The sequence below is a fragment of the Mesorhizobium sp. AD1-1 genome (genome assembly GCF_020164655.1).
Classification (GTDB): domain Bacteria; phylum Pseudomonadota; class Alphaproteobacteria; order Rhizobiales; family Rhizobiaceae; genus Mesorhizobium; species Mesorhizobium ciceri.
Map to the genome: position 1 here is coordinate 25,148 of NZ_JAIUGP010000015.1, position 22,880 is coordinate 48,027.

Sequence of the window (22,880 nt, forward strand, 5' to 3'; positions counted from 1 at the left end):
CTATTTCACGCTGCCGAAGGTCAAGCCCTGGACGATGAAACGCTGGATGAAGCGGGAAGCCACGACCAGCGGCAGGATGGCAAGGACGACGCCGGCAGAAACCTTGGCGATCTGGACGCCGTTCGAGGTCTGCAACGCCGCAAGCGCAACCGGTATGGTTGCCGTCTTCGGCCCGCTCAAAACCAGGGCAAACAAAAACTCATTCCACGCCAGGATGAAGCCGAGCACGCCGGCGGCCGCGATACCGGGCATCGACACCGGCAGGACAATACGCCAGAAGGCGCCCCAGGCGGTCGCGCCGTCGGTCATCGCCGCCCATTCCAGATCGACTGGAATGCCCTCGAAGAAGCCCATCAGGATCCAGGTCAGGAAAGGCAGGTTGAGCGCGGCATAGACGATGATCAGCCCCGTCAGCGAATTGCTGAGCTCCAGGCTTCGGAACAGCGTGAACGTCGGCAGCACCAGCGCCACGGGCGGCAACATCTGCGTCGCCAGAACGGCAAAACGCGCCCAACGACCGCCCGTGCGGAAGCGGGCGAAGGCATAGCCGGTGGTGGCGGCAAAAGGCAATGCGAGCAGAACCGAGCCGAGCGCGACAATCAGGCTGTTGAGGTAGGACTGACCGAAGCGGCTCGACAGCAGCGCCGAATAATTGTCCGTCGTAAAGGCCGGCATCAGCTCGTTGCTGTAGGACAACTGCTCGGGGACGAAGCTTGTCCGCAGCACCCAGAGCGGTGGCAGCAGCACGATGGCGCAGACGACAATCAGCCCGAAATGCAAGCCGAAGCGGCGACGAAAGGCCGGCCGTTCGTTTCTGTCCATGCTGGTCATCGCGTGGCCCCCATGAGGCTCGGCCGCGCGATGACCAGTTCGGTTTCGGGATCAAAGAGGTGCATCGGCAGCGGGTCGATGTAGAGTTCGACCATCGAGCCGACGGGCGCCGTGAAATAACGGCTGAGGCGGGCGGCGATCTCCAACGGCTTGTCGCCCCCCGCGGGGTGAGCATCATCCCTGCCGGTGGCGTGACCGGCAATCTGGCCGATCAGGACGTTCTCGGCGCCGAGAGCCTCGACGGCCACGACCCGTACGGCAATCTTCTGCCAGTCCGGCTTGTCGGGGCTTTCGTGGAAATCCTCGGCTCGCACGCCCAGAATGACGCGGCGCCCGGCACGCTCGCCATAAGCGTTGCGGTGGCGGGCGGGGACGGCAAGCACGGCACCGCTGTCGGTCAGGACGGAGAGCCCTTCGCCAGGTGCGGCCTGAAGCGTGGCCGGAATGAGGTTCATCGGCGGCGTCGCCAGGAAGCGTGCGACGAAGGTGTTGACCGGGTCGGCATAGACTTCAAGCGGCCGGCCGGCCTGAATCAGGCGACCATCGCGCATGATGCATATGCGATCGCCCATGGTCATCGCCTCGACCTGGTCGTGGGTGACATGGACGATGGTGCGGCCGAGGCGCCGGTGCAGCTTCACGAGTTCGAGCCGCATCTCGGCACGCAGTTGCGCATCGAGATTGGACAGCGGTTCGTCAAGCAGGAAGGCCGCCGGTTCGCGAACGATCGCCCGGCCGAGCGCGACACGCTGCCGCTGGCCACCCGAAAGCGCTGCCGGCTTGCGGCCGAGAAGGTTCTGCAGACCGAGCAGGTTAGCGGCGTCTGCAATCTTGGCATCGATGACCGCCGCGTCGGTGCCGCGCATCTTCAGCCCGAAGGCCATATTCTGCCGCACCGACATGTGCGGATAGAGCGCGTAGCTCTGGAACACCACGGCGACGTTTCGGTCGCGCGGCGCGACATTGGCGACGCTCTTGCCACCGATGCGAAGATCGCCGGAGGAGATACTCTCCAGGCCGGCAATCATCCGCAGCGTCGTCGACTTGCCGCATCCCGACGGACCGAGAAAGATCACGAATTCACCATCGGGAATGGTGAGATCGACCTCATGCACCCCGTAATTGCCATTGCCGTAGAGCTTGGAAACGCGATCGAGCTCGATAGACGCCATAGACTTTCCTCATGAACCCGTCTGACCCGGCTGACGCCGAAGGCCGAAGTCGAGCGAACGGTCATCTTAGAGAACAAAATATAACATTAAAAGCCTAACTTCTGATCATATGTGTTCACTTTTTTGGATAGGCGCGTGCCCGCATCAGCATCCGGCTACAGCCGCCGAAAGCCGTCAGGTCATGTAGACGCCGCCGGTCACGTTGACGCCCTGGCCGGTCATGAAGCGGGCTTGATCCGAGCAGAGGAACACGACGACGTCGGCGACATCCTCCGGCAGCTCGAGCCGGCCGAGCGGCGTCTGCGCGATATAGTCGGCGACCACCCGTTCGGGCGTGACTTGCCGCAGATGCGCCTCCCATTCGACTTCGCGCGACTGCATGCCGGTCTTGACGAACCCGGGACAGACGGCATTGACGCGTATCCCCTTGGGCGCGAGCTCGCGGGCAAAGGCCTGCGTCCAGCCGAGCACGGCGAACTTGGATGCCGAATAATGCGCCAGGAGCGGCGCACCGACCTTCGCGGCAAGCGAGGCGGTGTTGACAATGCAACCCGTGCCTTGCTTGACAAAATGCCGTCCAGCGATCTGATTTGCCAGGAATACACCGCGGGCATTGACCGAAAAGTTGAAGTCCCACTCCTCATCGGTCAGATCGAGCGCGTGCTGCATGGTGGACACGCCGGCATTGGCGATCAGGATGTCGCAGCCGCCAAGCGCTTCCAGTACGGTGGAGAAGGCCGCCTCGACGGAATCGCGGCGGCGGACATCGACCGTGACGGCGGCGGCACCGCCACCAATTTCCTCAGCCGCCTGACGTGCCGCCTTGGGATCCAGATCGCCGATCGCCACGGCGACGCCCTGCCGCGTCAGGGCGGTCGCGATCGCCCGGCCGATCCCCGCGCCACCGCCCGTCACGAAGGCTCGCTTGCCCGCGAGTTCGGCAAGCACGGGAGGCGTGACGGAGACAGCCGGCATGGTCGTATTCTCTCTGCTTGATGGCGGAACGCATTTTGTTGATATCGAGATGCATACCAATAAAATCGAACACTGCAAACATATTTTTGTTTGAAAATGTTTGATCATGCGGTAGTGTGAAGATCAGCAGACCGCTTCGTCGGCGGCTTACCCACCGGATACATCGATGGCAGACGACACCACCCTTCCTGAGACATCGCCGCATGGCGCACCGCGCGACGCCGATCGTCAGCGCCTTCTCGCGCACGACCGGCAGGCACGCATCCTGGCTTTGCTGCGCCGGACGGGGTCGCTCACCGTCGCCGCGGCAGCGGCCGAACTTGCCGTTTCCGACATGACGATCCGCCGCGATCTCGTCGAACTGGAACGCGAGGGTAGGCTGGTCCGAATCCATGGCGGCGCGATCGAGGCCGACAACCCGCCGCTGGTCGCCATGGACAGCGAAGAGCCGAGTTTCGATTCGCGCTTGCGCCAGCGCCGCGACCCGAAGGCCGCGATTGCCGCGGCCGCGGCCGCGCTGGTTTCGGGATACCGCACGATCGCATTGGATGTCGGCACCACCACCTATCTGATGGCCGAGCACCTCAGGGACCTTCCGCACGCCAAGGTGTTCACCAACAGCCTCAGGATCGCGGCGGCGCTGAATGGCGGTGTGCCCGAAGTCTATGTTGCCGGCGGCCGCGTACGGGCCGACGAGATGTCGACCGGCGGGCCTGCGGCCATCGCCCAGTTCGAGGCGCTGTGGTTCGATGTCGCCGTGATCGGCGTCTCCGGTATCACAGCGGACGGCCTCTTCGATTATTCCTTCGATGATACCGATATGAAGCGCGCCTATCTGAGGCGGTCAGGCACCAAGATCGTGTTGTGCGATTCCGCCAAATTCCTGCGCATGTCGCTGGTGCGGATAGCGCCACTGTCGGACATCGACATCCTCATCACCGATGCCGAGCCGCCGGCCAAGATCGCCGCGGCGCTCGCCGCGGCCAAGGTCGACCTGCGCATCGCGCCGCCACTGACGCGCGACTGAGGCGCGCCATTTTCACTTTATCCCCAAGGAGAAGACTCGATGGTATTTGAATTTTTCGGCGACAAGAAGAAGGCTGTCATCTCGATGGCACATATCGGTGCCCTGCCGGGAACGCCCCTCTATGATGCCGATGGCGGCCTCGACAAGCTGATCGATGGCGTACTCTCCGACATCCGCAAGCTGCAGAACGGCGGCGTCGATGCCATCATGTTCGGCAACGAGAACGACCGCCCCTATGTCTTCAAGGCGCCGCCCGAGGGCATTGCCGCCATGACTGCCATCGTCCAGGCGGTGAAGCCCGAGCTGAAAGTGCCGTTTGGCGTCAACTATCTCTGGGATCCGACTGCCAGCGTCGCGATCGGAGCCGCCACCGGAGCCCGTTTCGTGCGCGAGATCTTCACCGGCCTGTTCGCTTCCGATATGGGCTTGTGGGAGCCCGATTGCGCCGCCGCCTCGCGCCTGCGGCACAACCTTGGTCGCGACGACATGAAGCTTCTCTTCAACATCAATGCCGAGTTCGCACACTCGCTCGACCAGCGCCCGATTGAATTGCGTGCCAAGAGCGCGGTGTTCTCGTCGATGGCAGACGCGATCCTCGTCTCCGGTCCGATCACCGGCCAGCCGGCCGACCAGTCCCACCTGCGCAGCGTCTGCGAGACGATCAAGGACGTGCCGGTCTTCGCCAACACCGGCGTGAACATCGACAATGTCCGCGACGTCCTTTCGCTGGCGAGCGGCGTCGTGATCGGGACCCATTTCAAGATCGATGGCAATACCTGGAACGCCGTCGACGGCGATCGGGTCAAGCGCTTCATGGATGTTGTCGCCACTTTGCGCTGAGGACGGCTTCCACGGCGATGCCGGCCATCCCGCCGGCTCGCGGTGATCATATCGATCGTTGCAGGCCGGCGTCCGGAATGATCGACTGGTATCGAGCAGTGCGACACAACGAGGCAGACAGGTTTCGCCCGCCTGCCCTTCCCAGCATTTCAATGGATTCGACATGGCGTTCGTTCTCGGTCTCGATATCGGCACCACCTCGACGATCGGCATCCTGATCCGGCTTCCCGATCAGGTGCTGGGCCTCGCCTCGCGCCCCGTCACGCTGCATTCCGAGCATGCGGGCTGGGCCGAGGAAGATCCCGCGCAATGGTGGACCAATGTCCGCGGCATCGTGCAGGAGTTGCTCAGGACCAGCGGCATCAAGGCCGAGGAAATCGTGGCGGTCGGCACCACCGGCATGCTGCCGGCGGTCGTTCTTCTGAACGAGAAGGGCGAAGTGCTGCGGCCGAGCATCCAGCAGAGCGACGGCCGCTGTGGCGCCGAAGTGGCCGAACTGCGGACCGAATGCGATGAGACGGCTTTCATCGCCAAGGCCGGCAACGGCATCAACCAACAGCTCGTCACCGCAAAGCTGCGCTGGATTGAGCGTCACGAGCCGGAGGTGTTCAGCCGCATCGCCACCGTTTTCGGCTCCTACGATTATATCAACTGGCGCCTCACCGGCGAACGTGCGGTCGAGCAGAACTGGGCGCTGGAGGCCGGCTTCGTCGACGTTTCGACGCACCGGATCGACGACGATCTGGTGGCGCTCGCGCACATACCGCGCTCGGCCGTGCCACGAAAGATCGCCTCGCATGAGATCCTCGGTTCCGTCTCGGCGAAGGCCGCCGATGAGACCGGCCTGATGGCGGGGACACCGGTCGTCGGCGGTGCAGCCGACATGATCGCCTCCGCGCTTGGCGCCGGCGTCGCCAAGCCGGGCGATGTCCTCCTGAAATTCGGCGGCTCGGTCGATATCCTGATCGCTACCGATCAGATCAAGCCCGATCCGCGCATGTATCTCGATTATCATCTGGTGCCGGGCCTGTTCATGCCCAATGGCTGCATGTCGACAGGCGGCTCCGCCCTCAACTGGTTCGTACGCAATTTCGCCGGCGGCGAGATGGCCGCGGCACAGGCCGAGGGTATTTCCGTACACCAGCGGCTCGATGCACTGGCGGCAGAGCGTCCCGCCGGTGCCGAGGGCCTCATCATCCTGCCCTATTTCCTTGGCGAGAAGACGCCGATCCATGATCCAGCGGCCCGCGGCGTGATCGACGGCCTGACGCTTTCGCACGATACCGGCCATGTCTGGCGCGCTTTGCTCGAGGCCTATGCCTTTGCCATCGCGCATCATGTCGAGGTGCTCAACGACATGGGCCATCGGACCGAGCGCTATCTCGCCTCCGACGGCGGCTCAAGCAGCAAGGTCTGGATGCAGATTGTCGCGGATGTCTTGCAAAAGCCGGTCCAACGCCTGACCGGGCACCCCGGCTCTTGCATCGGCGCTGCCTGGACGGCGGCGATCGGCACCGGCCTGACCGACGACTGGTCGGGCGTTTCCGGTTTCGTCAGCTTCGCCGACCGGCTCGATCCCGACCCGCGCAAGGCCGACATCTACCGCGACGGTTATCGCCGCTATCGCGATCTCTATACACGCCTATCGGCTCCTGGCGCGACCAAAGCGGGATCGCCATCGTGATGTATCGCGCCGTCGCCTGGGACATCGACGGAACGCTGATCGACAGCGAGCCGTTGCATCATCAATCTCTCCTCGCCGGCTGCCGCAACTGGAACGTCGATCTTGACGACCTGCCCGACCAGGCCTTTCGCGGCATCCATATGGGCGACGTCTGGACAATGCTGCGTCCGCGCCTCCCAGTCGGGCTTGACCAGGCGGAGTGGCTCGCCGCCATCAATGCCCACTACGTCGCCAACCGGGCGGACGCCATCCCGATCCCCGAGGCGGTCGAGACGATCCGGACCCTGGCTGACCGCGGCGTCCCGCAGGTCTGCGTGTCAAATTCCGGCCGGCAAGTCGTCAATGCCAATCTCGATGCGCTCGGCGTGCTCGACCATATGAGGCTCACAATCAGCCTCGACGACGTTTCGGTCGGCAAACCCGACCCAACGCCCTATCGCGAGGCCTGCCGGCAGCTCGCCATAGCTCCGGGATCCGTCGTCGCTGTGGAAGACAGCCGCACCGGCACCAAGGCCGCACGGGCCGCCGGTCTGTTCGTGGTTGGCTATCTCCCCAGCGGCGGCCCGCTCAGCGACATCGATCTCAGTGCCAACCGTCTGTCGTCGATCCTGGACCTGTTTCCCGGCTGAGGGTTTGCGCGTCGCCGCGTCCGGGTGCGCGCTTGGGCAAGCCGGAGGATCGGGCGTCCGCCGGCTGGTCCCGAGCGAATGCCTTGGCAGGAACTGACGAACGTTGGACCGGGTTCTGCTCGTTCCGCATTCGCCTTGCATCTCGCCGAGCGACGGTCCATGCCGCTCGGTCTGCGCAAGTGATGGGATATTTGTTGTTAAAAGCTGCATATCCCGTTTCTCGCATGGGTCAGAGAAAATTTTCTCGCACCTCCATGACGCCCCTCAACTGTCTGTTTTTCCGCGTTTTTTAATCCGGCATGATTGGCTCGCGCCGACCAATGCCACAATTCCTCTTGCGCCGAAGCTGAATTTTAGGCATTCAGGATCAAGTTTGTATCTTTAACATGCAAACTTGATCATCGGAGGATCTGAATGCGGCGTCTTGGTATCCATTCATTTGTCTGGACAAACGGCCTGACCCAGGAGGGCCTGGAAACGGCGCTCGCCAAGTCGGCGGAGCATGGTTACCGGCTGATCGAGTTCGCTTATCTGCGGCCCGAGAAATTCGACCTCGACCGCCTGGCGAAGCAAGCCAAGGAACTGGACATCGAGATCGTGGTCACGATGGGCCTGTCGGCGGATGCGGACGTCTCGAGCGAGGACAAGGCCGTGGTCACCAAGGGAAAGGCGCTCTTGTCCGACGCGGTCAAGGCGGTCCGCGACATCGGCGGCATCCGATTGGGCGGCATTCTCTATTCGATGCACGGCAAGTATGACGGGCTGCCCACGCGAACCGGCTGGATGAACAGCGCCGACGCTATCGCCGCGACCGCCGAGGTGGCCAGGGATAGCGGCGTGCAGATCGTTCTGGAAGTGGTGAACCGCTTCGAGTCCAACCTCTTGAACACGACCGCGCAAGGCCTGAAGTTCATCAAGGACACCGGCCGCGACGACGTCTTCCTGCATCTCGACACGTTCCACATGAACATAGAAGAGGCGAGCCAGGCCGAAGCGATCCGTCTGGCTGGGGACAAGCTCGGTTATTTCCACTTCAACGAGAACTACCGCGGCTATCTCGGCACCGGTACGATCGATTTCGCGAGCATCTTTTCCGCGCTGGTGGACATTGGCTTCCACAATCGCGACGTCACCTTCGAGAGCTTCTCCAGCGCCATCGTCGATGAAGCCCTGTCGCGTGTGTGCGGCATCTGGCGCGACACCTGGACCGACAACAATCCGCTCGCCGCGCATGCCAAGGCTTTCATCGAAAGCCGTTGGGAAGAAGCCGTGCGCCGGGCCGAGATCAACAAGGCTGCCTGAAGACGAAAGGGCTGCGGGCCGACAAGCGCCCGCGCCATCTCATCCCGAGGAGGACGGGAAGATGACGCAGAACGAGGCTATCACCAACGAGAACGGCGCCACCGCGCCGCTTCTCCTCGGCGCCGAAAATGTCGCGAAGAGCTTTGCAGGCGTTCCCGCCCTGGTCGACGGGCGGATTCGGTTGCGCGCCGGGACGGTCAATGCCTTGTGCGGTGGCAACGGTGCCGGCAAGTCGACCTTCCTCGGCGTGTTGATGGGGATGCTGCGGCGCGACGCCGGATCCGTCACGGTGAAAGGCCGGGAGGTGAATTTCTCCTCCCCCGCCGAGGCGCTCGATGCCGGTATCGCCATCATCACCCAGGAGCTTAGCCCCTTCCTGGACATGACCGTCGCCGAGAACCTCTATCTCGGCCGCGAACAGCGGCGCGGCCGCTTCTTCGTCGACGACAAGTGCATGCTAAGCGACGCGGAGGCGATCCTGGCGCGGTTGAAATTCAACATCCCCGCTGGTGCGCGGTTGCGCGATCTTTCGATCGCGCAGGCCCAACTCGTCGAGATCACCAAGGCAATCAGCCGCCGCAGCGACATCCTGATCATGGACGAACCCACCTCGGCCATTGGCGAGCGCGAGGCGCAGATGCTGTTCGACGCGATCCGCACTCTGACCGCGGAGGGCGTAGGCATCATTTATGTCTCGCACCGCCTGACCGAGATCTTCGAGATCGCCGACGATTATACGGTCTTCCGCGACGGCCGTTTCGTAGGCGGCGGATCGATTTCCGAAATCGACCGCAAGGGCCTGATCCGGTCGATCGTCGGCCGCGACCTGTTGGACCATCATCGCGAACCGAAGGATACCGGCCCGCAGAAACCCCTGCTCGAAGCCCGCGGCTTTGCATCGAAGGGAAAGTTCGCCGACATCGACATGACCGTTCATGCGGGAGAGATCGTCGGCATATACGGGCTTCTCGGCTCCGGTCGCAGCGAGTTCGTGAATGCGCTCTACGGAAACGAGCCGCGGGATTCCGGCCAGGTGCTGATCGAGGGCAAGCCCATCGATCTCAAGACGCCCGCCGATTCCATCGGCGCCGGCATTTCGCTGGTCACGGAGGACCGCAAGCAGACGGGCCTGTCACTGACCGCGTCGGTCGCCCACAACATCACCGTGGCCAACCTGCCGCATTATGCGCGCAAGGGCTTCATGAACGGATCGGCGGAAGCCAGGAGCGTGGTCGAGCACATCAAGCGCTTCTCCATCAAGACGGCGTCGCCGGACCTGCCCGTCCAATCCCTGAGCGGCGGCAACCAGCAGAAGGTTGTCCTTGCGCGCTGTGTCGATACCAACCCCAGGATCCTGATCTGCGACGAGCCGACACGCGGCGTCGACGAAGGCGCCAAGCGCGAGATCTACGCCTTCCTCGGCAATTTCGTGAAGGCGGGAAACGCCGTGCTGATGATCTCGTCCGAGGTGCCCGAAATCCTCGCCAATGCGGATCGCATCGTTGTTTTTCGCCGGGGCCGCATCGCAGGCGAGGTCGCCGGACCCGAGGCCACCCAGGAAACCCTCGTTCATCTGGCTTCCTAGCCAGACGATCCATTTCGTGGAGAAGAATCCAATGGTATCCGCCAGTCAAAGCATGAGCGGCATGAGCCTGGGAAAGTTCATCGCCCGTTATGGCATCGTCATCTCGTTTATCCTGCTGTTCGTCATGTTGTCGCTGGCGTCGCCGAACTTCCTGTCCACCAACAATCTGCTGAACGTTCTGCGGCAGGTCTCCATGAACGGTGTGCTGGCTGTCGGCATGACCTTCGTGATCCTGACGGCCGGCATCGATCTCTCCATCGGTTCGCTCCTGGCGCTGGCCGGCGCCGTGGCGGCCAGCCTGGTCACCGGCGCGGATGCGTTCAATCCGCTCCTAGCAGTCGCGGCCGGCGTCGCCGTGGGCGCGCTTTGCGGCGCCGTCAATGGCGGGCTGATCGCCTACTTCAAGGTGCCGGCCTTCGTCGCCACGCTCGGAATGCTGAGCGTGGCGCGCGGCGCGACGCTGCTTTACAGCGGCGGCCGCCCGATTCCCAATCTCAGCCTCGAATTCCGCTGGCTCGGCCAGGGTCTCGTGCTCGGCATACCGGTACCGGTGATCATTTTCGCCGTCGTCTTCGCTGTCGCGGCGATCGTCCTGCGCTACTCCATTTACGGAAGACGGGTCTATGCGGTGGGCGGAAACCCGCGCAGTGCAAAGACGAGCGGCATCAACACCACCGGCATCATCTTTTCGGTTTACGTCATCATGGGCGCGCTGGCCGGTCTCGCGGGTGTCATGCTGACGGCCCGCACCACGTCCGCCCTGCCACAGGCGGGCATCGGCTACGAACTCGATGCCATCGCGGCGGTGGTCATCGGCGGAACAAGCCTCACCGGAGGTATCGGCCGCATCGGCTATACGCTGGTGGGCGTGCTGATCATCGGCATGATCAGCAACGGTCTCGATCTGATGGGGGTGTCCTCATACTACCAGCAGATCATCAAGGGTTCGATCATCGTCCTCGCGGTGCTGATCGACCGCTCCCGAGCCGGGAGAGAGTAACAGGCGCAAGCGGCGCGGCCGCACGCAACATGGAGGAAATGCACATGAAAACGACAAGACGCTTCCTGATGGGAGCAGCGGCCGGCCTTGCCCTTGCAGGCATGGTGTTCGGGGGGAGTTCGGCCGACGCCAAGACGTTGAAGATCGCGGCGATCGTCCAGAGCCTCAACACCGAGTACAATGTTCTGTGGGCCGATGCCGCCAAGGCGCACCCCGCGCTTGCGGACGGTACCGCCACGCTGACAGTTCTCGACGGTCGCCAGGACGTGCTGACGCAGTCGAACTTGTTCGACACAGCCATCACCGAAAAATATGACGCGATCATCTTCATCCCGGTCGACATCGACGCCGGCAATGAACCGATCGAGCGCGCGAAGGCAGCCGGCATCCCGGTGTTCGGCTCCAACACGATGGTTTCCAACACCGCACTCTACGACGCCTACATCAATTCCAACGATGTCGAGGCCGGCGAAATGCTGGCCAAGGCGGTGATCGACAAGGCCGGCCCACAGGCCAAGGTCGTGATCCTGGAAGGGATGCTGGGCCAGTCGGCCCAGGTACAGCGGCTTGAAGGGATCCAGAAGGTGCTGAAGGAAAATCCCGGAGTGACCATCCTGGAGCAGAACACCGCCAACTGGTCACGCGCCGAGGCCATCACGCTGATGGAGAATTTCCTGACCTCGCATGGCGATGCGATCCAGGGCGTCCTGGCCGAAAACGACGAGATGGCCGTCGGCGCCATCGAGGGCATCCGCAACCACGGCCTGGATCCCAAGACGGTTCCGGTCGCCGGCGTGGACGGCATCAAGGACGCGCTTGAAGCCGTCAAGCGTGGCGAACAGTCGATGTCCATCCTCCAGGATGCCAACGGACAGGCGCAAGGGGCGATCGACCTCGCGCTGCACAAGATCGTCGGCGACAGCTACAAGCCGCGCGCGGCTGTCTGGGACGTAAACGGCGGCAAGCTCGCCTGGAACGACGGCAAGGACCAGCATTACTACGTGCCGTGGCTGGCGGTGACCTCCGAGAATGTCGACAAGGTGCTTGTCGGCAATTGACGCTCCAACAGGAGGATGCCGCTCGCTCGCGGCATTCTCCTTCGCGTCCGGCGCAACGGGAATTGCTTGCTTCCGACATCAGGCGGTTCATTCTTTTGAGGACTTTGCGTTGCCGGAGGAAAAACAAGCTCGGGTGAAGTATAGGCTGGGAACGAACATGCGGAGTCCGCCATGAACCATGTAACCTTCGCCAGCAGCTCGCCTCGCAGGATCCGCCAGAGCAATTCGGTAGCGACGCTGAACGCGCTCCACCGCTTCGGCCCTTTGAGCCGGGCCGATCTCGCCAGGCATATGGGGGTCAACCGCTCGTCCGCCGGCAATATCGTCCTGGAGTTGGTCGAGGCCGGACTCGTTCGCGAAGTGGCGGAGAACGATATCGCGAATCCGGCGGGCCAGCCCAGGGCCGGAAGACCGGGTATCCTCGTGGAAATCGTGCCTGAAGCCGTTTTCTTCGCCGGCATAGAGATCGGTGTCGAACATATGACATGCGTCGAGATCGATCTCGCGGGCAAGATCGTTCGCAGCGCCATGACGCGCTTCGAAGGACATGACAGCGATCCGGAGGCCGCGGTCCACATGGCGATCGAACAGGTGTTTCTCGAGATGCGGAAGGATAGCCTGGCGCGATGTCAGGGCATCGGCATCGCGGTGCCCGGACAAATGAACCAGGACGGTTTCATCCACGTCGCACCGATCCTGGGGTGGCGCAATGTCGATCTCACAGGCCTTGCCCGCAGCCTTCTTCCGGCCGAGATTCCGGTATCCGCGGAAAATGACGGCAACGCATTCGGCATCGGCATCACATACAGCCAGCCGGAAGCGGCGAGCGGCGTCACCTTCTTCATGGTCATCGAGAACGGCGTCGGTGGCGGAATTGTGATCGATGGCAAGTTGTTCCGCGGCGGCAATGGCCTGGCCGGAGAAGTCGGCCACCTCAAGACACGGAACCCGACATACCGGAATCTGGAGCAGGCCTTCGGGCGCGACCGCATCCTGTCATCCTATCGCCAGTACAGGCCGGACGCCGACTTGGACTTGTTCCTGCGTGACGTCCGCGATCGTGTTCCTCAAGCGGTGCAGCTCGCCGAAGAATGGGCTGTCTTGTTCGCATTTGCAGTCGTGCAGATCTCGCGGCTGATCGACCCGAACCGCATCGTGCTGGGCGGGTCCGTCGCGGAATTGTATCCATTGGTCGCCGCACGGGTCGACGCGCATATCCGCGAGCTCCAGGCCGCGACCTTTCCTATCCCCGAGATCGTTTTCAACGAGAGCGCCATCTATGGAGCTGCCTTCGGAGCCGCTTGCATGATGCATCAGCGCTTCATGTCGCTCGACAACCAGATGCTCAACAAGGACGCGGTTTCCGGTCCAGACGCCTCGGCGTCGTGAAACCGCAAACGACACCACACCCAGGATCGGACGCTTGATGAACGACCTCCCCCAAACGCTTGCACCGGACTCGCTCGGGCCAACCGTGACGATTGGAGAAATCCTGGTAGAGATCGTCGCGAGGCAGACAGGCACCGGTTTCCGGGAACCGATCGACCTCATTGGCCCCTTTCCGAGCGGCGCGCCCGCCATCTTCATCGATCAATGCGCGCGTATGGGCGGAGCGGCGGCAATGGTGGGCGTGGTGGGCGACGACGATTTCGGCGCGGTCAACATGGAGCGCCTGAAGCGAGACGGCGTAGACACTTCCGCCATCGCTGTTTCCGCGGATTATCCGACGGGCAGCGCCTTTGTCCGCTACCGCACGGACGGAAGCCGCGATTTCGTCTACAACATCGCCAAATCCGCCGCCGCTCGACTGGAATGGACCCCGCAGGTCGAGGCGCTGATCGCACGTTGCGGGCATATCCACGTCATGGGAACGGTGTTCGCAAGCCCCGCAGCCTGGGCGATCACCGAACGCGCGATCCCGCTGATCAAGGCACGCGGCGGCACCATGTCGCTCGATCCGAACCTGCGCAAGGAATTGCTGGCGCACGGCCAGACCGAGGAGAAATTCGCGAGCCTGGTGGACAAAGCGGACCTGCTGCTGCCGTCGGGCAACGAATTGTTCCTGGCCGCCGGCATGGATGGCGAGGAACGCGCAATCGAGGCGCTGTTCAAACGAGGGGTCAAGGAGATCGCCGTGAAGCGTGGCGAACATGGCGCGTCAGCCCGTCAAAGCACGGGCGCCAGTGCCGATTGTCCCGGCCTCATCGTCGAGGAAACGGACCCCACCGGCGCCGGCGACTGTTTCGGCGGAGCCTATGTCGCATGCCGGCGGTTGGGGATGCCGCTGCGGACTTCGCTCGAATTCGCCAATGCGGCAGGGGCGCGCAACGTCACACGCCTCGGTCCCATGGAGGGAGCCGGCACGCGGGCCGAACTGAAAGATTTCATGGCAAGAACGGCGAGAAGAAGCTGATGCGTGTGGCGATCGAAGATGTGCCGGCCCTGCACAGGGAAGGCAAGAAAATCGGGGTGACCTCGGTGTGTTCGGCACACCCCCTGGTGCTGAAAGCCGCACTGCGGCACGGCCGGGACACGGGCACCACCGTCCTGATCGAAGCGACGTGCAACCAGGTCAATCATCTGGGCGGCTATACGGGCATGACGCCGTCCGATTTCGCGGCGATGGTGAAAGCGCTCGCGGCAGTCGAGCAGTGCCCGACAGAGCTGATCGTGCTTGGCGGGGATCATCTCGGTCCCAATCCCTGGAAAGACCGGTCCGCCGAGGAGGCGATGGCGCAGGCCGGGACAATGGTCGATGCTTATGTCCGCGCCGGCTTCCGCAAGATCCATCTCGATGCATCGATGGGCTGCGCGGGTGAACCGGCGACGCTAGACGACCATACGGTGGCCGAGCGCGCAGCCAGAATGGCGGGCGTCGCGGAACAGGCGGCCGCGCAGAGCGGCGGGGCAAGCCCGGTCTACATCATCGGGACGGAGGTGCCGCCTCCCGGTGGCGCCGATCACGCTTTGGATGCGATCACCCCGACCAGTCCGGAGGCGGCTCGCCAGACACATGCCATTCACGCCAAAGCATTCCAGGCCGCCGGGCTTGAAAGCGCGTTTTCCCGCGTCATCGGGCTTGTCGTGCAGCCGGGCGTGGAGTTCGGCAACCAGAATGTGATTTTTTACGATCGGACCAAGGCCAGCGATCTGGCGGCAACTCTGAACACATTGCCGTCGCTCATTTTCGAAGCGCATTCGACGGACTATCAGGGCGAGAGGCCGCTGCGTGAACTCGTCGAAGATGGCTTCGCCATCCTCAAGGTCGGCCCCGAGCTGACCTTCAAACTGCGCGAGGCGCTGTACGCGCTCGACCTGATCGCTTCCGATCTGGTGCCTTTCTATGGCCAGCGGCCGCTTTATCAGGCCATGGAAGAGCTGATGCAAGCCGCGCCCAAGAACTGGGCAAGCCACTATCATGGCAGCGATGCCGACAAGCGGACGCTGCGCCACTACTCCTATTCCGATCGCATCCGATATTATTGGGCGACCCCGCAAGCCCGTGCCGCCTGCGACCGGCTCTTCGACGCGTTGAAGGGCCGCAAGGTGCCGGTGACGCTGTTTCTCCAGCACCTGCCTTCGGCGCTCGCTTGGGCCGCCCGCGGCTGCGACGTCGAGGAGATCGCGATCGATCACGTCCAGCGAAGCATCGAGATCTACGCCCGGGCATGCGGCACCTGAGCCCTCGTCCGGTTCTTCAAGGCCAGAGCGGATGGGCTGGCGGGCGGCAGAAATACTTACAGCGATGGTCCCAATCGGATCGGGCTGCCGTCGCTGAAACGGGATTGACGGAACCTGTGGAGATTGTGCCCGGTCTCGTTGCCGTGGATCAAATCGGACAGGATGCGGCCCATTCCGGGTCCTATGCCGAAGCCGTGGCCGCTCATCCCGGTCGCGACAACGAGGCCTGGGAACGCAGCGGCGCGATCGACGATGGGCACGACATCAGGCATCGCATCGATCATGCCCGCCCAGCTCGCCTTGAGCGGTACGGTCGTGAACTGAGGGAAAAGCTCCCTGAACCCGCCGTCGATGGCGCGGAGCGCCGACGTCTCGGGAGCTGGATTGAGGACGCGCATCCGTTCGAAAGGGCTTTCTTCATCCGCGTTCCATCTGCGCGGGGTCGACCAGCCGTCCGGGTAGCCTCGCGGCGCGGCCGGCAGGTAGCGTGTGCCGAACGGATTGGCCATCAGGGCGCTGACATATTTGCCTGCATGGCAAATGCGTCCGGCCCTATGTAGAGTTGGCTGCTGCCTCCCGATGCGAGCGTGTACCCGCCATCCTGCCTGCGCCGGAAAGCGATGCGTTCGTCCGCGGCGGCACCGGCGTGGATTTCCGCCATCGGCGCTGTCGCAGCGACGGTCGCCCTGACGCTGAGCTGCGGAATCGAGATGCCGTGGGCGCGCAGGAACAGCGACGTCCACGCGCCGCTGGCGACGAGGACGCTCGAGGCCGCGATGAGCCCTTTCTCGGTCCAGACGCCACTGATGCGTCCCGCGGAGATGTCGAGCATACGTGCCGCGCAATTCTCGATGATCGTCGCGCCTTCGCGGGCCGCCAGGCGAGCAAGCGCGGGCACGGCGACCCAAGGTTCTGCCCGCATGTCCGATGGAGTGATCATTGCGCCTTTGAACAGTCGCGACATGGCCGGGATCAGGCTTGCCAGCTCACCCTGGTCGAGGAGACGCGTGTCGACGCCATGAGCCTGGGCGATCTTCAGGAATTTCGCGAAACCGGCCATCTCCTTGTCTGTTCGCGCAAGATAGGTAACGCCCGTCTGCTTCAGTCCTATGTCCTCGCCACATTCCTGTGCCAGTTGCCGCCAGAGGCGCTGCGCTTCGATGACGATCGGCAGTTCGTCGGCATCGCGGCCCTGCTGCCGGATCCAGCCCCAGTTGCGCGAGGATTGCTCGGCGGCGATGCGTCCCTTTTCCAGCAGCGTCACCGAGACGTTCCGCCGCGCCAGGAACAGTGCCGTGGTCACGCCAATGACCCCGCCGCCGATGATCACGACGTCCGAGGTCCTCGGCAGGGGCTGCTGGAACTGGATCGGGGTGGCTTCAGTGAAGGGGAAGATTGTCAAAGAGCACTATCCTTTGGCATTCCGCAGCGGCGTCCGGTCTACGCACTTGATATCAGGGCAGCGATATCTGGCCGCCGTGAGATGTCGATACCACGCGAGGAGATTGATCGTCAGCTGCTGCTTGCCGGGAACGACGAGGCCAGATCGCGGCGCCGGCAAATCCACGCTTCTGAAATCAATTTCCGGGCCATGGCGCCGACCGGGGGCACGCTTGCCTTCAACAGCGAGTCGATCGCCGGCCAGGCGCCGGAAAAGCTATGCCGGAAGGGCCTGGCACCGGTGCCGGAAGGCCGCAGTATCTTCCGGACACTGACGGTGCGGGAAAACCTGCTGCTCGGCGGCATGATCCGCAAGGACAAGGCCGAAGCGGCCGCCGATCTGGGAACGGGTTCTGGGAATCTTCCGATCCTCAGGACCCGCTACCGCGGCGTTGCCGGCCACCTTTCCGGCGGCGAGCAGCAGCAGCTTGCCATCGCCCGCGCCATCCTGCAGCGCCCGTCGCTGATGATGATCGATGAACCGTCGCTTGGCCTTGCGCCGCTGGTGATCGACCAGGTCTACGAAAGCCTCCGCCAGCTTAACGCCAGCGGGCTGACCCTGCTCGTCGTCGAACGGTCCACCGCTCGCATTCTCGACCTCGCTTCCCGCGTCTACGTGCCGCGCAACGGCCATAACGCGCTGGAGGGTTCGGCAAGCGAGCTTGCCGACGGGCATGCGCTGGAAAAGGCCTATTTCGGCTATGGCGATCGTCAGACGGCGCACGCATAATCGGGCAGGCAAGGACTACAACAATGATTTTCGACTACTGCGTCATCGGCGGCGGCATCGTCGGCCTGGCGACGGCCATGCGGCTGCTGGAAACATATCCCGGCTGCAGCCTGATCCTGTTGGAGAAAGAGGAGGCTCTCGGCAAGCACCAGACCGGCCACAACAGTGGTGTCATCCATGCCGGCATCTACTATCCGCCAGGCAGCCTGAAGGCCGAGCTCTGCCGCAAGGGCGCGGATGCCACCAAGGCCTTCTGCCAGGAGAACGGCATCCGCTTTGATGTCTGCGGCAAACTGCTCGTCGCCACCTCCGCACTCGAAGTGCAGCGCATGGAGGCGCTCCACGAACGCTCGAAGCAGAACACGATCGAAGTCCGGCGCGTCAGCGAGGGGGAATTGAAGGAGCGGGAACCGAACATCCGCGGTCTCGGCGCGCTTTTCGTGGCCTCGACCGGCATCGTCAGCTATGCCGATGTCTGCCAAGCCATGGGGCGGCGCATCAGGGCGCTTGGCGGCGAGATCCGCCTGTCGACGCGCGTCACCGGCATTCGCGAAGTCATCGATTCCGTCGATATCGCGTCGGCCGGCGAAAACTGGCAGGCGAAAAAACTGGTGGTCTGCGGCGGTCTCCAATCGGACCGGCTGGCCGTGCTCGCCGGGCTTTCGATCGAGCATCGCATCGTTCCCTTCCGCGGCGAATACTATCGCCTTCCCGCATCGAAGAACGACATTGTCCGCCATCTGATCTATCCCGTCCCGGATCCAGCCCTGCCCTTCCTTGGCGTGCACCTGACGCGGATGATCGACGGCAGCGTCACGGTCGGGCCGAATGCCGTTATCGGTTTTGCCCGCGAAGGCTATCCACGGCTTTCGTTCAACGTTTCGGACATGGCCGACTACGCGCTGTTTCCCGGCTTCTGGAAAACCGTGTTCGCCAACCGCGGATCTGCGGTAACGGAACTCCGCAACTCGCTCTGGAAGCCAGGCTATCTGGAGGAGTGCCGGAAATACTGTCCGAGCCTCGAGCTCGCCGACCTGCTCCCGCACGAAGCAGGCATCCGCGCGCAAGCCGTGCGCAAGGACGGTGCCCTCATCCATGATTTCCTGTTCGCACAAACGGACCGCATGCTGCACGTCTGCAACGCGCCTTCCCCCGCCGCCACCTCGGCGATCCCGATTGCAGAGATGATTCGAGATCGCCTCATACAGGGCTGCTGAAAATGAGGCGGTACGCACTGGAGCCCAACTGAACGCTGGAGTATCTGTCTTGGCCAAGAAGGGAATTAGGGCACCGGCCGCGGCCAACGCAGCTTTTGCGTCGGAACCAGATCGGCGCACCACCAGGCCAGCAATGCCGCTCCCGGCGAGAGGGTAGCAACTTGGCCTGCGGTTTCCGCAAGCAAAGGTTCCGTGTGGACGACGGCTTTTTTGGCTGCGCAAAGATCTCAGGCGAAACGACGGCTGACGTCATTGGCAGGGTTCGCTCCGGGCTAACCGCCATTTTGTTGACCGTCATAGCTGGACGGCCTCCCTATGGCACCAGAATGGTACACGTCCATAGGACGCACCGACACCCAAGCCAGCCTAGCTAACCAGAAGCCTTTAAGTCTTTGAAATTATGTCGCTATTTATGGTACCCTTGGCTGGGATCTATCCCAGCATCAAGCAGTTGTTTTATAATGTTTTTTACTGCTCCAACGTCCGATTTGTATCACAATAGGTATCACAATATGTAGCACCTTCTCCGCGACCCCTGGATGCCTTCGCCCACAGCGGCCGCAGCGCGTTTGACCAAAGCCACGCGCAGATTAGGTGTCGTGGCAGGTAAGAATACGGTCATTCTTCTAACCGATTGCGTCATACGAACTCACCCCATCGGCCGCTCCCGGCCAGCCGACTCCACTTGCCTATGCACGAAGAAGCCGAAACAACTCGTCATCAACATTCCTTACTCGAAGGAATAGGTGAAGCCCTCCTTGGAGGCACCGACGGTTACCTTGGTCATTTTTTCGCCCTCGAGCGAGCGGTTCAGCACGCCGCGGCTCAATTCCGGCAAGAGCGTGTTTGTCAGGATTGCATCGATCATCCGCCCGCCGGATTCGATCTCGGTGCAACGGGCCTTGACCAGATCCATGACACCATCGCCGATCACCAATTCGGCATCGTTGGTTGCGCGCAGCCGGCGAGCGATCTTGGCGAACTGGTGACGGGTGATCGATTCGATCATCGAATCCGAGAGCGGGTAATAAGGAATGGTCACCACCCGGCCGAGGAAGGCCGCAGGGAAGACTTTCAACAGCGGACTGCGCAAGGCGATGTCCAGGTCGTCAAGCCCGGCCCGCAGTGTGCCATTCCTTGTCCGATCCATGATGACTTCGGAGCCGACATTCGAGGTGAGCAGGATCAACGTGTTCTTGAAATCGATCCGCCGGCCCTCGCTGTCATCCATCATCCCCTTGTCGAAAACCTGGAAGAAGATTTCGTGCACGTCGGGATGCGCCTTCTCGACCTCGTCGAGCAGGATCACCGAATAGGGTTTTCTGCGCACGGCCTCGGTCAGGATGCCGCCCTTGCCGTAACCGACATAGCCGGGCGGCGCGCCTTTGAGCGTCGAGACGGTATGCGCCTCCTGGAACTCGGACATATTGATCGCGATCAGGTTCTGCTCGCCGCCATAGAGCGTCTCGGCCAGCGCCAGTGCGGTCTCTGTCTTGCCGACGCCCGAGGGGCCGCAGAGCAGGAAGATGCCGACCGGCTTTTCGGGCGCGCCGAGCCCGGCGCGGCTGGTCTGCACGCGTTTGGCGATCATCTCCATGGCGTGATCCTGGCCGACGACCCGCTCCGAAAGCGTGGTGGCGAGCTTGAGCGCCTTTTCGGTCTGGCTGGTCAGCATCCGTCCCGTCGGGATACCAGTCCAGTCCTGGACCACGGCCGCCACCGCATTACGATCGACGGACGGCAGGATCAGCGGTGTCTCGCCCTGAGCGGCGGCAAGCTCAGCCATGAGTTCGCGCAGCCGCGCAAGGTCGGCCGCCGGATCTGACGGCGCAGGATCGGCAACCACCGGCACCTCGACCTTGGCTTTAGCGGCCTCGGCCTTCGTCGTTTCGGCCTTGGGCTCAGTCTTGGGTGGCTCAGCCTCGGGTGGCTCAGCCTTGGGTACCTTGGTCTTTTCTGCGTCCGCCACTGCCGTATCGGTATCGGCCTCTGCGGCCGTCGCCGCATCAAGCGGCACGCCCTCGCCGCGCAGCCTGGCGCGCAATTCGAGGATCTCGCCAACCAGCGCCTTTTCACGATCCCAACGCTGCTGCGCCGCGGCCAGAGTGACCTCGCTTTCGGCAAGCCCGGTCTCGACGCGCGCGTGCCGATCGGTCACCTCAATGCCGATCGCGGCCTCGCGGCCGATGATGCCGCGCTCGACCTCCAGCGCCTGGCGGCGACGTATGATGTCCTCGACCTCGGCCGGCGTGGCGTGCTGCGATATGGCGACACGGGCGCAAGCGGTGTCGAGAAGGCTCACCGCCTTGTCAGGCAGTTGCCGCGCCGGGATGTAGCGATGCGACAAGCCGACCGCCCCCTCGATCGCCTCATCCAGTATCTGCACCTTGTGGTGCTGCTCCAGAACGCCGGCGACGCCACGCAACATGAGAACGGCCACCGCCTCCGAAGGCTCGTCGATCTTGACCACCTGGAAACGGCGGGTCAGGGCTGGGTCTTTCTCGATGTGCTGCTTGTATTCGGCCCAGGTCGTTGCCGCGATCGTACGCAGTTCGCCGCGCGCCAACGCAGGCTTCAAGAGATTGGCCGCGTCGCCGGTTCCAGCAGCGCCGCCTGCGCCGATCAAGGTGTGGGCCTCATCGATGAACAAGATGACCGGCGTTTCAGAAGACTGTACCTCATCGATGACGGCCTTCAGCCGCTTTTCGAACTCGCCCTTCACGCTTGCTCCCGCCTGCATCAATCCGACATCGAGCATGCGTACACTGACGCCTTGCAGTGTGGGCGGCACGTCGTCCGCGGCAATACGCAAGGCAAAGCCCTCGACGACCGCGGTTTTGCCAACCCCGGCCTCACCGGTCAGGATCGGGTTGTTCTGCCGGCGTCGCATCAAGATATCGACGATTTGCCGGATCTCCGGATCGCGGCCGACGACCGGATCGATCTTGCCGTCGCGGGCGCGTTGGGTAAGGTCGGTGGCGTATTTCGCCAGCGCCGAATCCGCGCCTGGGCCGCGTTTTATCGGCGTCTCGGTGGCGGGAGCGGCCCGAGCGGCACCGGCTTCGAGTGAGCCCTCCACAACATCGGCGAACCGCGCGATGACCGCGTCGGCGTCGATCTTGTCGAACTCGCCGCTGATCTTGGACAGCAGGCCCTCCAGAACCGGTGTCTTGAGGCAGGCAAGGATGATATGGCCGCTGCGGACTTCTTCGACGCCGAACTCCAATGTCGCGAGGTTCCAGGCTTCCTGAATGGCGTGAAAGATATGGTCGGAGAACTCCTCGATCGATGTGGCGCCATAAGGCAGCTTGTCGACAGCGCGGGGCATATCGGCCGTAAGCCTGCTCGCATCCACGTTGGCATCGGAGATGATCATCTGCACATCCGAACGGTCGGAAAGTACCAGTTGCTCGATGAAGTGTACGAGCTCGACGTAAGGATTGCCGCGCAGTTTGGCACTGTCGGCAGCAGCCTTGAAGGCGCGGACACCCACAGGACTGAGCTTGCCGACCAACTCCTTGCGTTTGAAGGTCTGCGATGACCGGCGCTGTTCCATCGAACGTGCTCCTGCGATCTGCCAGCCGATAAACTGCCACATAAGCCGTCGCTTGACAAAACGTGTGATGGACGGGGCCTCGAGACGCGGCTCAGCCGCTACCTCCGTTTGTGCAAAGTCTCGCACCACCGGCCGCAAATACCCACGGAATCG

At 63.0% G+C, this 22,880-nt stretch carries 17 protein-coding genes and 1 pseudogene; 13 read left to right on the forward strand and 5 right to left on the reverse strand.

What is annotated here, in order from left to right:
- The 3 genes from LB519_RS24445 to LB519_RS24455 all read right to left on the reverse strand — a co-directional run bounded on the left by LB519_RS24445 (position 1) and on the right by LB519_RS24455 (position 2,978).
- Positions 1-831 (reverse strand): carbohydrate ABC transporter permease, encoded by an 831-nt coding sequence (locus LB519_RS24445; RefSeq protein WP_013530271.1) that lies wholly within the window; start codon positions 829-831, stop codon positions 1-3.
- Complete coding sequence (locus LB519_RS24450; RefSeq protein ID WP_013530270.1) at positions 828-2,003, reverse strand: ABC transporter ATP-binding protein; 1,176 nt, start codon at positions 2,001-2,003, stop codon at positions 828-830. The genes LB519_RS24445 and LB519_RS24450 overlap by 4 nt, the downstream gene beginning before the upstream one ends.
- Positions 2,004-2,177: 174 nt before the next feature.
- Positions 2,178-2,978, reverse strand: coding sequence for an SDR family NAD(P)-dependent oxidoreductase (locus LB519_RS24455; RefSeq protein WP_024502263.1), 801 nt, complete (start codon positions 2,976-2,978; stop codon positions 2,178-2,180).
- 166 nt (positions 2,979-3,144) lie between these two features.
- Here LB519_RS24455 and LB519_RS24460 point away from each other — a divergent pair, with 166 nt between their 5' ends.
- From LB519_RS24460 to LB519_RS24510, 11 genes are all read left to right on the forward strand, one after another.
- Entirely contained in the window at positions 3,145-4,005 is an 861-nt protein-coding gene (locus LB519_RS24460; RefSeq protein ID WP_024502262.1) for a DeoR/GlpR family DNA-binding transcription regulator, read from the forward strand.
- Between the two features lie 39 nt (positions 4,006-4,044).
- Positions 4,045-4,845: a BtpA/SgcQ family protein gene (locus LB519_RS24465; protein WP_064994611.1), complete on the forward strand. Its 801-nt coding sequence runs from the start codon at positions 4,045-4,047 to the stop codon at positions 4,843-4,845.
- A 163-nt stretch (positions 4,846-5,008) separates the two neighbouring features.
- The gene (locus LB519_RS24470; RefSeq protein WP_064994610.1) at positions 5,009-6,529 is read left to right on the forward strand and encodes an FGGY-family carbohydrate kinase; all 1,521 of its coding nucleotides are present in this window, start codon (positions 5,009-5,011) and stop codon (positions 6,527-6,529) included.
- Positions 6,529-7,158, forward strand: coding sequence for an HAD family hydrolase (locus LB519_RS24475; RefSeq protein ID WP_032898848.1), 630 nt, complete (start codon positions 6,529-6,531; stop codon positions 7,156-7,158). The genes LB519_RS24470 and LB519_RS24475 overlap by 1 nt, the downstream gene beginning before the upstream one ends.
- Positions 7,159-7,572: 414 nt before the next feature.
- On the forward strand, positions 7,573-8,460 hold the full coding sequence (locus tag LB519_RS24480; RefSeq protein WP_064994609.1) for a sugar phosphate isomerase/epimerase family protein: 888 nt from the start codon (positions 7,573-7,575) through the stop codon (positions 8,458-8,460).
- A gap of 61 nt (positions 8,461-8,521) precedes the next feature.
- A complete protein-coding gene (locus LB519_RS24485) occupies positions 8,522-10,045 on the forward strand; it encodes a sugar ABC transporter ATP-binding protein (RefSeq protein ID WP_064994608.1) in 1,524 nt (507 codons plus the stop codon).
- A 31-nt stretch (positions 10,046-10,076) separates the two neighbouring features.
- The gene (locus tag LB519_RS24490) at positions 10,077-11,045 is read left to right on the forward strand and encodes an ABC transporter permease (protein ID WP_063172820.1); all 969 of its coding nucleotides are present in this window, start codon (positions 10,077-10,079) and stop codon (positions 11,043-11,045) included.
- A 44-nt stretch (positions 11,046-11,089) separates the two neighbouring features.
- Complete coding sequence (locus LB519_RS24495; protein ID WP_013530261.1) at positions 11,090-12,103, forward strand: substrate-binding domain-containing protein; 1,014 nt, start codon at positions 11,090-11,092, stop codon at positions 12,101-12,103.
- Positions 12,104-12,274: 171 nt separating this feature from the next.
- Positions 12,275-13,492, forward strand: a complete 1,218-nt coding sequence (locus LB519_RS24500; RefSeq protein ID WP_063172821.1) for an ROK family transcriptional regulator — start codon at positions 12,275-12,277, stop codon at positions 13,490-13,492.
- 37 nt (positions 13,493-13,529) lie between these two features.
- Positions 13,530-14,516 carry a sugar kinase gene (locus LB519_RS24505; RefSeq protein WP_064994606.1) on the forward strand — a complete coding sequence of 329 codons (987 nt, stop codon included), beginning with the start codon at positions 13,530-13,532 and terminating at the stop codon, positions 14,514-14,516.
- Positions 14,516-15,784, forward strand: coding sequence for a D-tagatose-bisphosphate aldolase, class II, non-catalytic subunit (locus LB519_RS24510; RefSeq protein WP_224621373.1), 1,269 nt, complete (start codon positions 14,516-14,518; stop codon positions 15,782-15,784). The genes LB519_RS24505 and LB519_RS24510 overlap by 1 nt, the downstream gene beginning before the upstream one ends.
- Positions 15,785-15,840: 56 nt before the next feature.
- On the opposite strand, the pseudogene LB519_RS24515 reads toward LB519_RS24510, so the two are convergent.
- Positions 15,841-17,186 (reverse strand): annotated as a pseudogene (locus tag LB519_RS24515) (NAD(P)/FAD-dependent oxidoreductase).
- Between the two features lie 81 nt (positions 17,187-17,267).
- Here LB519_RS24515 and LB519_RS24520 point away from each other — a divergent pair.
- Positions 17,268-17,954: an ABC transporter ATP-binding protein gene (locus LB519_RS24520; protein ID WP_064994603.1), complete on the forward strand. Its 687-nt coding sequence runs from the start codon at positions 17,268-17,270 to the stop codon at positions 17,952-17,954.
- Between the two features lie 26 nt (positions 17,955-17,980).
- A complete protein-coding gene (gene lhgO, locus LB519_RS24525) occupies positions 17,981-19,171 on the forward strand; it encodes an L-2-hydroxyglutarate oxidase (RefSeq protein ID WP_198032110.1) in 1,191 nt (396 codons plus the stop codon).
- A 730-nt stretch (positions 19,172-19,901) separates the two neighbouring features.
- On the opposite strand, the gene tssH is transcribed toward lhgO, so the two are convergent.
- A complete protein-coding gene (gene tssH / locus LB519_RS24530) occupies positions 19,902-22,727 on the reverse strand; it encodes a type VI secretion system ATPase TssH (RefSeq protein ID WP_224621374.1) in 2,826 nt (941 codons plus the stop codon).
- Positions 22,728-22,880: the final 153 nt, after the last annotated feature.